The following is a 14,662-nucleotide window of genomic DNA, read 5'->3' on the forward strand; positions in this document are numbered from 1 at the left end:
CCCCGGCCTTGCAGTACCGTCACCCTCGTCGTCGTTTCGGCCCTCGGGAGGCACCGTCATGCTGCTCAATCCCAACCACTTGCAACGCCGGTACCCAGACCGTCGCTCGGGGGAGATCATGGCCGCGACGGTGGACTTCTTCGAATCCCGGGGCAAGGCGCGGTTGAAGTCCGACGACCACGAACGGGTCTGGTACTCCGAGTTTTTGGACCACATCGGCCGCGAGCGCATCTTCGCCTCGCTGCTGACGCCGTCGGAGTACGGTGCGAGCGATTGCCGCTGGGACACCTACCGGATCAGCGAGTTCGCCGAGATCGTGGGCTTCTACGGGCTGAGCTACTGGTACCCCTTCCAGGTCACCGCGCTGGGCCTGGGCCCGATCTGGATGAGCGACAACGCCGACGCCAAGCGCAAGGCCGCCGCGCAACTGGAGGCCGGGGAGGTGTTCGCCTTCGGGCTGTCCGAGCAGACCCACGGCGCCGACGTCTACCAGACCGACATGATCCTGACGCCGTCGAAAGGTTCACGGCACGGCTGGACCGCGAACGGCGAGAAGTACTACATCGGCAACGCCAACGTCGCCCGCATGGTCTCGACGTTCGGCAAGATCGCCGACACGGACGAATACGTCTTCTTCGCCGCCGACTCCCAGCACGACCGGTACGACCTGATCAAGAACGTGGTGAACTCCCAGAACTTCGTCGCCAACTACGCGCTGCGCGATTACCCGGTCACCGAGGCCGACATCCTGCACCGCGGGCCCGGGGCCTTCCACGCCGCGCTCAACACCGTCAACGTCTGCAAGTACAACCTGGGCTGGGGCGCGGTCGGCATGTGCACCCACGCCATGTACGAGGCGGTCACCCACGCCTCCAACCGGGTGCTGTACGGGACCGTCGTCACCGACTTCAGCCACGTCCGGCGCCTGCTCACCGACGCCTACCTGCGGCTGGTCGCGATGCGGCTGGTGTGCACGCGGGCCTGCGACTACATGCGCAGCGCGTCGGCCGACGACCGGCGCTATCTGCTCTACAGCCCGCTCACCAAGGCGAAGGTCACCAGCGAGGGGGAGCGGGTCGTCATCGCGCTGTGGGACGTCATCGCCGCCAAGGGGGTGGAGAAGGACACCTTCTTCGAGGCGGTCACCCGCGAGATCGGTCTGCTGCCAAGGCTCGAAGGCACCGTGCACATCAACGTCGGGCTGCTCGCCAAGTTCATGCCCAACTTTTTGTTCGCGCCCAACGGCGAGCTGCCGTTGATTGGTCGTCGCGACGACGCCACCGACGACGCGTTCCTGTTCGCGCAGGGACCGACCGGCGGCCTGGGCAAGGTGCGTTTCCACGACTGGCGCGCGCCGTTCGACGGGTTCGGGCACCTGCCGAACGTGGCGTTGCTGCGCAAGCAGGTCGACGTGCTCGCCGACATGCTGGCCAGCGCGACCCCCGACGCCGCGCAGCAGAAGGACGTCGACTTCGCGTTCGCCGTCGGCCAGCTGTTCGCGACGGTGCCCTACGCGCAGCTCATCCTCGAGGAGGCGGTGCTCTCCGACGTGGACGAGACGTTGATCGACGGGATCTTCGCCGTGCTGGTCCGCGACTTCAACGGCTACGCCGTGGAGCTGAGCGACAAGCCCGCGACGACGGACGAGCAGGCCCGCTTCGCGATGCGGATGATCCGCCGCCCGGTCCACGACCCCTCGCGCTACGCCCAGATCTGGAAGGAGCACATCCTTCCGCTCAACGGCGCGTACGAGATGAGGCCTTAGGCGGCGGCCTCCCGCCGAGCGTCACGCTGGCGTGGCGCTCGGGGGGCGGCGTCACGCCAGCGTGACGCTCGATGGCAGAGCGGGCAGCGCCTACCCTTGACTGTGACGCAGCTCACCGTAATATGACCAGTGGTCATCGACGCGAGGAGGCCGCATGCCAACGGTGACTTGGGCGCGGGTCGACCCCGCCCGTCGCGCCGCCATCATCGAGGCGGCGGAACACGAGTTCGGGGCGCACGGCTTCTCCCGGGGCAGCCTCAACGTCATCGCGCGGCGGGCCGGCGTCGCCAAGGGCAGCCTGTTCCAGTACTTCGCGGACAAGCGTGACCTGTACGCGTTCATCGCCGACATCGGCAGCCAGCGGGTGCGCTCGTACATCGAGGAGCTGATCCGCCAGCTCGACCCGAGCCGGCCGTTCTTCGAGTTCCTCACCGACCTTCTCGACGCGTGGGTCGCCTACTTCGCCGAACACCCACGGGAACGCGCCCTGCACGCGGCGGCCAGCCTCGAGGTCGACACCGACGCCCGCGTCAGCGTGCGCAGCGTCATCCACCGCCACTACCTGGAGGTGCTGCGCCCCCTGGTGCGCGACGCGCAGGTGCGCGGCGACCTGCGCGCCGATTCGGACACCGACGCGCTGTTGTCCTTGCTGCTCTTGATCTTTCCGCACCTGGCGCTGGCGCCCTACATGCGCGGACTGGATCCGATTCTCGGCCTGGACGAACCCACGCCGGAGCAACCCGCGCTGGCGGTACGCCGGCTCGTCGCGGTGCTGGCGGCCGCCTTCTCGGCCGCACCGCATCCGCCCCCACAACGCGCAGCCCCCCAAGCAGCCCCACAACAATCCGAGGAGATCAGATGACACGCACACATACGAACTCGATGGTCAAAGGGGGCCTCAACTGGGACAGCCTGCCGTTGCGGTTGTTCGCCGGCGGCAACGCGAAGTTCTGGGATCCGGCCGACATCGACTTCTCCCGTGACCGCGCCGACTGGGAGCAGCTCTCGGACGACGAACGCCACTACGCCATCCGGCTGTGCGCGGAGTTCATCGCGGGCGAGGAAGCGGTGACCGAGGACATCCAGCCGTTCATGTCCGCGATGCGGGTCGAGGGCCGGCTGGGCGACGAAATGTATCTGACGCAGTTCGCCTTCGAGGAGGCCAAGCACGTCCAGGTCTTCCGGATGTGGCTCGACGCCGTCGGCGTCACCGACGATCTGCACCAGTACCTCGACGACATCCCCACCTACCGGACGATCTTCTACGAGGAGCTGCCGGAGTGCCTCAACGCCCTGTCGGTCGACCCGTCGCCGGCCGCGCAGGTGCGGGCCTCGGTCACCTACAACCACATGGTCGAAGGCATGCTGGCGCTCACGGGTTACTTCGGCTGGCACAAGATCTGCGTCGAGCGCGGAATCCTGCCCGGCATGCAGGAGCTGGTCCGGCGCATCGGCGACGACGAGCGACGCCACATGGCGTGGGGCACGTTCACCTGCCGCCGCCACGTCGCCGCCGACGACGCCAACTGGGGCGTCTTCGAGACGCGCATGAACGAGCTGATGCCGCTGGGCTTGCGCCTCATCGAAGAGGGCTTCTCGCTGTACGACCCGATGCCGTTCGGCCTGTCGGTGGACGAGTTCATGCAGTACGCGGCCGACAAGGGCATGCGACGGTTCGGCACGATCTCCAGCGCCCGCGGGAGGCCGCTCGAAGAGATCGACCTCGACTATTCGCCGCTGCATCTCGAGGACACCTTCGCCGACGAGGACGAGAAGGCCCTGGCGGCCGCGTCCGCCTGAGGCGGCTATTCGACCTTGCTGCCGCCGGCGGCGTCCCCGGCGTCGACGTCGCCGATGGTGGCGACCCGCTGCGCCCGGCTATGCCGCGCTTGCGATCGCCACTGTCGCCGATGGTGGCGACCCGCTGCGCCCGGCTATGCCGCGCTTGCGATCGCCACTACCCGACCCACACGGTCTTGGCGTTGACGAACGCGCGGATGCCGAGGCCGGCGAGTTCGCGGCCGTAACCGGAACGCTTGACGCCGCCGAATCCCAGCTCGGGGTACGACACCGTCATGCCGTTGATGAAGACCTGGCCGGCCTCGATGTCGTCGATGAAGCGCCGCTGCTCGGCCTCGTCGTTGGTCCAGGCGTTGGACCCCAGCCCGAAGGTGGTGGCGTTGGCGATCTCGATCGCCTCGTCGATGTCGGCGGCCCGGTACATCGACGCCACCGGGCCGAACACCTCTTCGGTGTAGAGCGCCATGTCCTTGGTGATGTCGGTGACCACCGTCGGCGGGTAGAACCACCCCGGCCCGTCGATGGGCTTGCCGCCGAGGCGGATCGTCGCACCCGCCGCGGCCGCTTCGTCGACCTGCTTGACGATGTCGTCGCGGCCGGACTCGGTGGCCAGCGGGCCCACGTCGGTGTCCGGGTCGGTCGGGTCGCCGACCTTGAGCGCGGCCATCCGCTCGGTGAACTTGTCGACGAACGCGTCGTAGACGTCGGTGTGGACGATGAACCGTTTCGCGGCGATGCAGGACTGCCCGTTGTTCTGGACGCGCGCGGTGACCGCGGTCTTGGCAGCCTCGTCCAGGTTCGCCGACGGCATCACGATGAACGGGTCGCTGCCGCCGAGCTCGAGCACGGTGGGCTTGATCTCGTCGCCGGCGATGGCCGCGACCGACTGCCCGGCCGGCTCGCTGCCGGTCAGCGTGGCGGCGGCGACCCGCGGGTCGCGCAGGATGCGCTCGACGGCGCCCGACGAGACCAGCAGCGTCTGGAAGCAGCCCTCCGGGAAGCCGCCGCGGGCGATGACGTCGGCCAGGTAGAGCGCGGACTGCGGCACGTTCGAGGCGTGCTTGAGGATCCCGACGTTGCCGGCCATCAGCGCCGGCGCGGCGAACCGCACGGCCTGCCACAGCGGGAAGTTCCACGGCATGATGGCCAGCACCACCCCGAGCGGTTGGTAGCGGGTGTAGGCCCGCTTGGCGCCGACCGCTTGCGCGTCCGCCGGCTCGTCGGCCAGCAGCTGCTCCGCGTTCTGCGCGTAGTAACGAAAGCCCTTGGCGCACTTGAGTGTCTCGGCTTTCGCCGACTTCAGCGTCTTGCCCATCTCCTGGGTCATCATCGCGGCGACGTCGTCGGCCTCCTTCTCCAAGAGGTCGGCGGTCGCGTTTGCCCACTGGGCGCGCTGGGCAAAGGTGGTGTTATGGCGGTAGTCCTGGAACCGGGCGTAGGCACGGGCGATGGCTGCGTCGACTTCCTCGTCGGTCGCGGGGGTGAAGGTTTTGACTGTCTCGCCGGTGGCCGGGTTGATGGTGGCGATGGGCACGCTGACATCCTTCGCTTCGGGGTTGGTAGAAGGTCCAACACCCAGCCTGCCACTATCGTTCCCTCAAGGGAGGTGCCGGATGAGTAAAGCCGCCGAGCTGATGGTCAAGTGCCTGGAAAACGAAGGCGTTTCCGTGGTCTTCGGCCTGCCAGGGGAGGAGAACATCCGCTTTGTGCAGGCGCTGGCGTCGTCGAGCATCCGGTATGTGCTGACCCGGCACGAGCAGGGCGCGGCCTTCATGGCCGAGATGTACGGGCGGGTCACCGGGCGTGCGGCCGTGGTGTCGAGCACGCTGGGGCCCGGCGCGATCAACATGCAACTCGGGGTGGCCGATGCCACCACGAACAGCACTCCGTTGGTCGCGATCTCCGCGCAGGTGGGTCACGACCGGGAGTTCAAGGAGTCGCACCAGTACGTCGACCTGGTGTCGATGTTCGCGCCCATCACCCGGTGGGCCGCCGGGGTGCCGACCGCGCGCGCCATCCCCGAGATGTTCCGCAAGGCGTTCAAGGTGGCCGAGACCGAACGTCCGGCGGCCGTCTACCTGGCCGTCCCCGAGCACATCGACGCCGACGAAACCGACTATGAACTGACGCCGTTGCCGCGCAACGTCGTCCGGCCCGACGCGCCGGCGCCCGGCCAGGTGGAGCGCGCGGTCGACATCCTGCGCAACGCGAAGCGGCCGGTGGTGCTGGCCGGGCACGGCGCCGCCCGCGGCAAGGCCACCGCGGCCCTGGTCCGCTTCTCCGACCAATTCGGCATCCCGGTCGCCAACACCTTCCACGGCAAGGGCGTGATGCCCGACGACCATGCCAACAGCATCGGCACCCTCGGGTTCATGCAGCACGACTACGTCAACTTCGGCTTCGACAACGCCGACGTGGTCATCGCCGTGGGCTACGAGCTGCAGGAGTTCGACCCCGTCCGGATCAACCCTCAGGCCGACAAGAAGATCATTCACATCCACCGGTTCCCGGCCGAGGTCGACGCGCATTATTCGGTCGACGTCGGGATCATCGGCGACATCAGCGCCTCGCTGGATGCGCTGACCGACGGATTGAACGGCCACGCCTACGAGGCCGACCCCGAAGTTCCCGGCCATGGCCTACTCGCCGAGGAATTCGCTCGAGGGCAACAGGATTCGCGCTACCCGCTGGCCCCGGCGCGGGTGGTGGCCGATACCCGTGCCGCGCTGGGCCGCAGCGACGTCGTCCTGGTCGACACCGGCGCCACCAAGATGTGGATGGCGCGGCTCTATCCGACGTACGAGTGCAATACGTGTCTGGTCTCAAATGGCTTGTCCACCATGGGTTTTGCACTTCCCGGCGCGCTCGGCGTCAAGCTGGCGCAGCCCGATTCGAAGGTGCTGGCCGTCGTCGGTGACGGCGCGTTCCTGATGAACTCTCAGGAAATCGAGACCGCCGTCCGCGAGCGGATACCGCTGGTCGTGCTCATCTGGGAGGACGGCGGGTACGGCCTCATCGAGTGGAAAATGGACCTCGAGCTCGGCGCGCACTACTACGTGAAGTTCGGCAACCCAGACGTGGTGACCTACGCCGAAAGCTTTGGCGCCAAGGGTTATCGGATCTCCCATGCCGACGAGCTGTTGCCGACGCTGCGGGCCGCTCTGGACGACGACGGCGTGTCGGTGATCTCCTGCCCCGTCGACTACTCCGAGAACCTGCGGTTGACCGACCGGCTCGGCAAGCTGGACGAGACGTTGTAGTTCACGGGCACATCCAGGCCAGGGGCGGGCAGACGCCGGTGTTCGGCGGCAGCCGCAGACCGGGCGGCTGGCCCTGGACGATCAGCGCGGGCAGCCCCGAGTTGGGGGCGAAGTAGTAGGTGTGGCAGACGTTGCGGTCCCAGTCCGGCATCCGCCGCATTTCGCCCACGTTGGGACACCACATCTGGCTGCAGACGTGTGAGGTGTAGCAGCCCGGGGGTCCCTCGGGCGGGCCGCACTCCGGCGGCTGGTTGGCGCCGTTGTTGGTGGAGCAAGCAGCGTTGGCGTCGCCCGCGCCCAGCATCAGATCCGCCGCCCACAGCGAGCCGGACAAGGCCAGCGCCGTGGCCGGCCCCGCGAGTGCTTGTCTCATCTTCGGCTCCTTCGTCGGCCTTTGCGGGTTTATGTTCCTGCCGGGCGGCTGCTGTGAAGAGGGGCTTAGGTCCTCATCATCGCGCAGGCCAGCGTTCGTGTGGTCACGCCTCCTCCGGGCACCCGCCAAGAAACGGGGCAAACTTTGGACGCTTTCGCGGCTGTGCATCTATCGCGATTGTTCGCGCAGCAGTTTCTCCAAATCTTTTGCGCGAGTGTGTATCTATGGCGATTTGTGGGGCGTTTTTGTCGGTGGGCGTGGCTAGTTTGGGGTCATGAGTCCAGGCGGTCATCCCGATGCCGAGGCGGTGTTCGACGACCTCGATGCGGTCTTGGCTCGCGCCCGCGCGCTACCGGTGGACGCGATGACCGTCGGGCAACAGCTGGCGATGCTGGAGCGTTCGGAGCAGGTGCGCCGGCAATTACCGGCGGTGGAGCACCCCGTGATCAATTCCCTCGCCTGCCAGGCCACCCCGGAGGAGTTGGGCGGCACGCTCTCCCATGCGATCGCCGAGACGGCTTTGGTCAGCCGGGCCGAGGCCTCCCGGCGCGTCCACGAGGCGGCCGACCTGGGTCCGCGGCGCGGGTTGACCGGCGAACCGCTGGAGCCGCTGCTGCCGGCGACCGCGGCCGCCCAGCGCGCCGGGACACTGGGCGCCGGCCAAGTCGCGGTGATCCGCCGGTTCTTCCACCGGCTGCCCGGCTGGGTGGATGCCGCCACCCGCCAGGCCGTCGAGGCCGACCTGGCCGCCCACGGAACGCAGTATCGCCCCGAACAACTGGCCGCACTCGCCGATCACGTCGCCGACTGCCTGAACCCCGACGGCACCTACACCGACGCCGACCGCGCCCGGCGCCGCGGGCTCACGCTGGGCACGCAGGGCCCCGACGGCATGTCCGAACTACGCGGTCTGCTCACCCCCGAGGCCCGGGCCACCCTGGAAGCGGTGCTGGCCAAGCTGGCCGCCCCGGGCATGTGCAACCCGCTCGACGACGTGCCATGCGTGGACGGCGCCCCCAGCCAGGAGGCCATCGACCGCGACGGCCGCTCGGCGGCGCAACGCCACCACGACGCACTGCTGGCGGCCAACCGCGCCCTGCTGGCGTCGGGAAAACTCGGCCGACACAACGGCTTACCCGCCTCCATCATCATCACCACCACCCTGGCCGAGCTGGAATCCGCCGCCGGGCGTGGCCTGACCGGAGGCGGCACCATCTTGCCGATCAGCGATGTCATCCGACTGGCCCGCCATGCCCACCATTACCTGGCCGTCTTCGATGACGCCAAACCGCTGGCGCTCTACCACACCAAGCGCCTCGCCTCCCCCGGGCAACGCATCGTCTTATATGCGAAAGACCGGGGCTGCACCGCACCCGGTTGCACCGTGCCCGGCTACTACAGCGAGGTCCACCACGTCACCGACTACGCCACCTGCCGGCGCACCGACATCGACGGCCTCACCTTCGCCTGCGGCCCGCATCACCGCCTGCTCAAACCCGACGGCTGGACCACCCGCACAAACACCAACGGCGACACCGAATGGATACCGCCCCCGCACTTGGATCGGGGCCAGCCCCGCACCAACGCGTTCCATCATCCCGAAAAACTGCTCCGCGACCGCGACGATGAGGACGACGATGACGACGAGCCGTAGCTCAGCCGTGCTGTGACGTGGCCGCGGGCAGCGCCATCGGCCGGACATAGCCGCCGATGAGCGTCCGATGCCACCACGCCCGCTCACGGCGCAGCTCGGCGGGCGTGGTGAAGCGATACTCGTACAAGAGCGCACGGACATACCGCGGCGGTGAATCCGGAAAAGGATTGTGCCGCAACAGGCGCAGCGTGGGCCGGTCGTTGCGCAGCAGGCGCTGCAGGAACGGCGTCAGCCACGGCTGCGCGTAACTGGGCGAGATGGCGGCGAACCACATCAACCAGTCCAGCCGCAGGTGATAGGGCGCCCACTGCCGTGGCAGCCGGCGCACGGCGCCGGGCTTGCCCTTGAATTCGTATTCTTTCCAGGCCGTCTGGTCGCCGAGGTGTGCCTCGGCGGTGCCCTCGATCACCACCTCGCGCCGGGTTCGGCCGATGCTGCCGAACGCGCCGTAGGTGTTCACCAGGTGAAAAGAATTGAACGACATGTTCATTCGCTGCCGCGAGGACAGCATGTTGCGCACGGGCCAGTAACTCATGAACAGCACCGCCGTCGTGAACGCGATGACCAGCGCTGCGAACCACACCGGCGTCGCCGGGAACGCCGGATGATGGCGCCAGCCGATCCAACCGATCCACGAATCGTCAATTGCACTACAGGCCAACAAGATCGTTACCCAATTGAGCCAGGCGAAGTTTCCCGACGCCACCAGCCACAGCTGGGTGACGACGATGATCGCCGCGGCGATCCCGGCCACCGGCTGAGGCGCGAACAGCCCGAACGGCACGATCAGCTGTGAGAAATGGTTACCCGCCACCTCGATTCGATGCAGCGGCTTGGGCAGGTGGTGGAAGAACCAACTCAACGGACCCGGCATGGGCTGCGTTTCGTGGTGGTAATACAGACACGTCAGGTCACGCCAGCACGGGTCGCCGCGCAGCTTGATCAGGCCCGCGCCGAACTCCACCCGGAACAACAGCAGCCGGGCCATCCACAACGTGAGCACCGGGGGCGCCACCTGCTCGTTGCCGAGGAAGATCATCAGAAAGCCGGTCTCGAGCAGCAACGACTCCCAACCGAACGCGTACCAGGTCTGCCCCACGTTGACGATGGAGAGGTAGAGCACCCACAGCGCCAGCCACATCAGCATCGCCGCCCAGAGCGGCGCCGCGTCGGCAGCGCCGGCGACGATCGCCGCAGACAGGGCCGCGCCGAACCACGAGACCGCCGAGAACAGGCGATCGGAGTAGCGCAGGTGAAACAGGCTGGGTGTCCGCCAGAACGACTGCCCCGCCAAAAACCTTGGGACGGGCTGCATTCCGTGCTCACCGATGAGTGCCCGGAATTGCGCCGCGGCTGCGACGAACGCGAGCAGGTAGACCACCGCGGCGCCCCGCTCGAGCACCTCTCGCCCGAGCCAATATTCGGGTGCGGAAAACCAGCCCATGGCCGTAACTCCTCGGACGGTGGTGGTCACACAGACCCGCATATCCAGTCAAGCAGGCGGTAAACCGCACGCCAATACCCCGAAGGGCTATTCGCCGCGGGACCCGGACACCCGCTCGGGCATCGTCACCGCGGACGCGGCGAGCACCGCAACCGAAATCAGCGCCAGCAGCTGGACGTTCGCGGAATGCCCCGCGTAGCCGTCGACGGAGCGCCACGGATGCCGTGACAACACCGCCCCGGCCAGGATGAGCCCACCCGCGCTCAGCGCCATCGCGGCACCGTTCAGCCGGCGGTCCCGCAGCCGGTACCGCACGCCCAGGGCGGCGGCGGTCACGAGCACCCCGGCGGCCCCGGCGATCACCGCCCCGCCAGCCAACACCGCGACCGCCGCCCACGGCCCCGGCGCCCAGGGCCGGGAGGGCGCGTCGTCGGGTCGACCACGCCGGGTGCGCCACAGCGCGAGCAGGGCCAGCAACGGCAGCAGGGCCAGCCCGAACGCCAGCCCGGCGCGGTACGGCGCGTTGGGCGGGAACGTCAGCGTGATGGTGCCGGGGTCTCCGGGCGGCACGACCCAGCCCTGCTGCCAACCGTTGACGGCCACCGGGGTCAGCCGCGTCCCGGTGCCGGTGCGCGCCACCCAACCGGGGTTGATGCTCTCCGGGATGACCAGCACCCGCGACGTGGCCGACGGGGGAGCCTGCACTTCCCGGCGGTCCGGCCCCCACGCCCGCCACACCGGAGCGGCGACCGCGCCGGGTGCGGGAGCGGCGGCGGAACCCGTGGTCAGCTCGGCGCCGTCGACCACGAACTGAGCGCCCGGGCTGATCAACAGCTCCTGCTGCCCCGCCGGCAGCGCGATCGGGTCCCGGTCGCAGGCCTGCGCCGCGACGGGGGCGTCGTCGAGCAGCGCGCCCACGGTGGTGCGGATCGACGTGTGCACGAATCGGCCCGCGACCGCGACGACCGGGCCGTGGTCGCAATCCACGGTGACCTCCCTGCCGCGGTTGCGGCCGGCGTCGGCGGGCGCGACCGGGTGGCCGTCGGCGCCGAGCACCGCCAGCTCGGCCAGCCCCGGCGGCTTGAGCTGGTCGAAACCCAGCGCGTTGCGGTCGATGACGTCTTCCCAGTCCAGCAGGCTCACGGTCACGGTGTCGGTCAACCGCGGATGCAGCGCGACGGTCTGCGGTTCGCCGGGCCGCAGCGCGCGCACCTGCGGGCCGTCGCCCAGGTTGACCGCCACCATCGTCGGGTGCGCGGGCAGCGCCGACCGGCTCGGCACCAGCCGCAACCCGGTGACCTCGGTGGGCCGCGGCAGCGTGAGCGTCAGCGTGGGCGGGGTCTTGTGCTGCACCACTCGCTGCGGCGCGGTCCACGCGGTGGACGGGTCGCCGTCGGTGGCGGCGTAGGCCGAGCCGAGGACGTCGACCAGGTCCGAGTCGCCCCGGGCGCGGGTGGTGTTCGGCTCGGCGATCAGGTCGGCCAGCTTCGGCCCCTGCCGTGGACGGACCCACACCAGCGGGGTCACCGACGTCGGCGCCGGAACGGTCAGCGTCCGGCTGAGGTTGACCGGTTCCTCGGGCGCCAGGGCCATCGACGGCGCGCAGCGCACACCGTCGGGCGCCGTCGCGCAGCCCGGCCTGCCGAGCAGCTCGGAACCGAGGTCCCAGCCCGCGACGGTCGAGCCCGGCGGCGGCCCGGGAACCCGCACGGTGTGCCGCAGGTCGACCTGGTGGGCGAAGCCGGACGCGTCGTACTGGGTGATCGACAGGTCGGTGATGCCGAACTGCACGCCGGGCGATCCGTCGTCGGTGCCCGCGGCGGTGATCCGCACCCACGGCGTCTCGCCGTAGGGCAGCGCGGAGGCGAGCGGCTTGCCCGGCTCGTCGAACCGCAGGGTCGTGCTGCCGGTGGCGGTTTCGATCAGGATGCGGCGCACCTGCGCGCCGACGGCGGTGGCGCTGGGCGTCAGGGTGATCGCCGCGTTGGTCACGGGATGGTCGAAGTCGACCCGCAGCCACTGGCCGACGGCGGCCTGCAGCGAGTTGGACACCCACGCGGTCGCCGGATCGCCGTCGACGGCCGCGACCGGGGAGGTCGCCGGCGCCACGTCGGGCATCGCGGTGGAGTCCGACGACGAGCTCGACACGGTGATCCGCCCGCCCGTCCAGGCCCCGACGACGGGGTCGGCGCCGGGGACGGGGTAGTCGGGCACGCGGTTGTAGGTGTGCCGCGCGTCGCCCGCGGCCCGGGCGGCCGACGAATGCAGGTCCACCCGGCCGTAGTCGGTCTCGCGCGCCACCGGGGTGTCGGTGACGGTCACCGCGGGCGCCGGCAGGCCGGCGCCGCGGGCGTCGGCGGTCAGGAGCACGGGACCCAGCGGCGGTTGCCCCAGGAGCCGGCGCCGCTCGTCGAGCCGCTGCAGCACCTCGGGTCCGCCGTCCACCCTGGGCAGCCGGTCCACGTCCGCGAAGTACGGCGCGCCGGAGCCGCCGGCGACCCGGTAAACCACTCGATAAATCTCGATGGCCGGATACCGCGGACGCAGCCCGCTGTCGGCCACGAAGCCCGCCAGGGTGCCGGGCCCCACCGGGTCGCCGAACTGCGCCACCTTCTGCAGCCCCGGGGAGCCGTCGACCGTGCGGTGCACCAGGATCGGGCGCGCCGAGCGCGACGTGTCCGGATCCAGGTCGTTGCGCACCACGAGATACGAAATGCCTTGGCGCGCAAGGGTATCAGCGAGACCGGCCGAGGGCCGCCCGGCGGCGAAGAGGCGTTGCACAGAATCCAGCGCCCGGATGGTCTGCGGCGGGGTCAACGGGATGGAGTCGCGCACACCCCACGGGCTGCCGCCGAGCACCTGCAGCGGCTCGTCGTGGCTGGTGCCCCACACCTGGGTGGCGAACGGCGCACCCGGAACCACCAGCACGCGGCCGGGGACCGGCGTCCCCCTGTTGTGCTGGTCGAGCCAGTCGGCGGTGTCCTGCCAGTACCGGGGGATCGCGTTGAAGGTGCCGGGCGGGGTCAGCCGGCCGGTCCACGCGAGCGAGGTGCTCACCATCAACGCCGTCAGGATGACGGTCGCGACCGCCACCCGCCTATCGCGCTCGGGGCGGGCGAACGCGCGCAGCCACACCGACCCGGGCACGGATCCGGGCAGCGGTATCCGCCCCAGCACCTGGGCGAGGCCCAGCACGATGGGGATCCGGATCACCGAACCCAGCTTGTGCACGTTGCGCAGCGGCGCGCCGCCGGCGTCCAGGAACGCCTGCACCGCGTGCGCCACCGGCGAGCCCAGCCCGCCGCTGTAGCCGGCCGCCATCAACACCACGCCGGTCAGCAGCATCGTCACCAATCGCCCGCGGGCAGGCATCGCCGAACCGGCCAGCCCCGCCAGTCCCGCCGCCGCGACCAGGCAGGTGGCCAGGACGGCCGCCGAGCCGGTCACCAACGGCGCCCCCGCGGTGGCCGTCGGCGCGACGTACGGGGTCCAGCTCTCGGTGCCGCGCAGGATCTCGGTCAGCGACGACCACTGCGTGGTCACCCCGGACGATTCGATGAAGTCCAGGAACGGCGGGCTGATCGCACGCAGCATCACCAGCGCCACCGCCCACCACAGCGTCGCCAGGAACAACGCCAGCAACCACCACCCGGTGTATCGCCACCACAGCCGGTTGGGCCGGTGGCACGCCCACCAGATCACCGCGGGCAGGCAGCCCGCCAGCGTGGCGATCGCGTTGACCGCGCCCATCAGCGCGACGGCCAGGCCGGCCTGCGCGGCGAGCGCTCGCACCGACCGGTTCGTGGACGCGCGCCCCCCTTTCAGGGCCAGGATCGTGGGCAGCAACACCCACGGCGCCAGCATCATCGGCAGGGTTTCCGACGAGATGGACCCCAGGGTGGTCAGCACCCGCGGTGACAGCGCGAACGCGGCGGCACCGATGACCCGTGAGGCCGGGCTGCCGATGCCCAGCGCCTCGGCGACCCGCAACAGTCCCCAGAAGCCGACGGTGAGCAGCAGCGCCCACCACAGCCGTTGGGTGACCCAGCCCGGCAGCGAAAGCAGATGGCCGATCGCGAAGAAGGCGCCGTGCGGGAACAGGTACCCGTACGCCTGGTTCTGCGCCTGCCCGAACGGCAGCTCGCTGTTCCACAGGTTGGTGGCCCGGGCCAGGAAGCGCAGCGGGTTGGCGGTGAGATCGAGTTTGGTGTCGGGCGCGATCCGGCCCGGGGATTGGGCGAACGTCAACAGCAGGGAGAGCGCCCCGACCAACCACAGCCAACGGCGCGACACACGGGCGGTCGGCGAACACGGGACGGGCGAGCCGGACTCGGCGATGGCCGCTGGAGTCGGTGGCGGCGACTCG

General features: G+C 69.7%; 9 protein-coding genes. 5 read left to right on the forward strand and 4 right to left on the reverse strand.

Annotation, left to right across the window (positions count from 1 at the left end; all coding sequences use genetic code 11):
* Window positions 1–58: 58 nt before the first annotated feature.
* The 3 genes from BST44_RS17670 (at window position 59) to BST44_RS17680 (ending at window position 3,565) form a co-directional block, all read left to right on the forward strand.
* Window positions 59–1,765 carry an acyl-CoA dehydrogenase family protein gene (locus BST44_RS17670; RefSeq protein ID WP_083178403.1) on the forward strand — a complete coding sequence of 569 codons (1,707 nt, stop codon included), beginning with the start codon at window positions 59–61 and terminating at the stop codon, window positions 1,763–1,765.
* Between the two features lie 154 nt (window positions 1,766–1,919).
* Window positions 1,920–2,627 (forward strand): TetR/AcrR family transcriptional regulator, encoded by a 708-nt coding sequence (locus BST44_RS17675; RefSeq protein ID WP_083178404.1) that lies wholly within the window; start codon window positions 1,920–1,922, stop codon window positions 2,625–2,627.
* The gene (locus tag BST44_RS17680; RefSeq protein WP_083178405.1) at window positions 2,624–3,565 is read left to right on the forward strand and encodes a R2-like ligand-binding oxidase; all 942 of its coding nucleotides are present in this window, start codon (window positions 2,624–2,626) and stop codon (window positions 3,563–3,565) included. The genes BST44_RS17675 and BST44_RS17680 overlap by 4 nt, the downstream gene beginning before the upstream one ends.
* Before the next feature lie 157 nt (window positions 3,566–3,722).
* Here BST44_RS17680 and BST44_RS17685 read toward each other — a convergent pair whose 3' ends face one another.
* Window positions 3,723–5,099: an NADP-dependent succinic semialdehyde dehydrogenase gene (locus tag BST44_RS17685; protein ID WP_083178406.1), complete on the reverse strand. Its 1,377-nt coding sequence runs from the start codon at window positions 5,097–5,099 to the stop codon at window positions 3,723–3,725.
* A gap of 79 nt (window positions 5,100–5,178) precedes the next feature.
* Between BST44_RS17685 and BST44_RS17690 the strand changes: the two genes are divergently transcribed.
* Window positions 5,179–6,825 (forward strand): acetolactate synthase large subunit, encoded by a 1,647-nt coding sequence (locus BST44_RS17690; RefSeq protein WP_083178407.1) that lies wholly within the window; start codon window positions 5,179–5,181, stop codon window positions 6,823–6,825.
* 1 nt (window position 6,826) lies between these two features.
* On the opposite strand, the gene BST44_RS17695 is transcribed toward BST44_RS17690, so the two are convergent.
* Window positions 6,827–7,198 (reverse strand): hypothetical protein, encoded by a 372-nt coding sequence (locus BST44_RS17695; protein ID WP_083178408.1) that lies wholly within the window; start codon window positions 7,196–7,198, stop codon window positions 6,827–6,829.
* A 274-nt stretch (window positions 7,199–7,472) separates the two neighbouring features.
* Between BST44_RS17695 and BST44_RS17700 the strand changes: the two genes are divergently transcribed.
* Complete coding sequence (locus BST44_RS17700; RefSeq protein ID WP_083178409.1) at window positions 7,473–8,852, forward strand: HNH endonuclease signature motif containing protein; 1,380 nt, start codon at window positions 7,473–7,475, stop codon at window positions 8,850–8,852.
* A 1-nt stretch (window position 8,853) separates the two neighbouring features.
* Here the strand turns inward: BST44_RS17700 and BST44_RS17705 are convergent, their stop codons facing one another.
* Both BST44_RS17705 and BST44_RS17710 read right to left on the reverse strand, forming a co-directional pair.
* The gene (locus BST44_RS17705; protein ID WP_083178410.1) at window positions 8,854–10,296 is read right to left on the reverse strand and encodes a lipase maturation factor family protein; all 1,443 of its coding nucleotides are present in this window, start codon (window positions 10,294–10,296) and stop codon (window positions 8,854–8,856) included.
* 87 nt (window positions 10,297–10,383) lie between these two features.
* Window positions 10,384–14,634, reverse strand: coding sequence for a DUF3367 domain-containing protein (locus tag BST44_RS17710; protein WP_439330736.1), 4,251 nt, complete (start codon window positions 14,632–14,634; stop codon window positions 10,384–10,386).
* Between the last annotated feature and the right edge of the window lie 28 nt (window positions 14,635–14,662).

Source organism: Mycobacterium scrofulaceum (assembly GCF_002086735.1).
Classification (GTDB): domain Bacteria; phylum Actinomycetota; class Actinomycetes; order Mycobacteriales; family Mycobacteriaceae; genus Mycobacterium; species Mycobacterium scrofulaceum.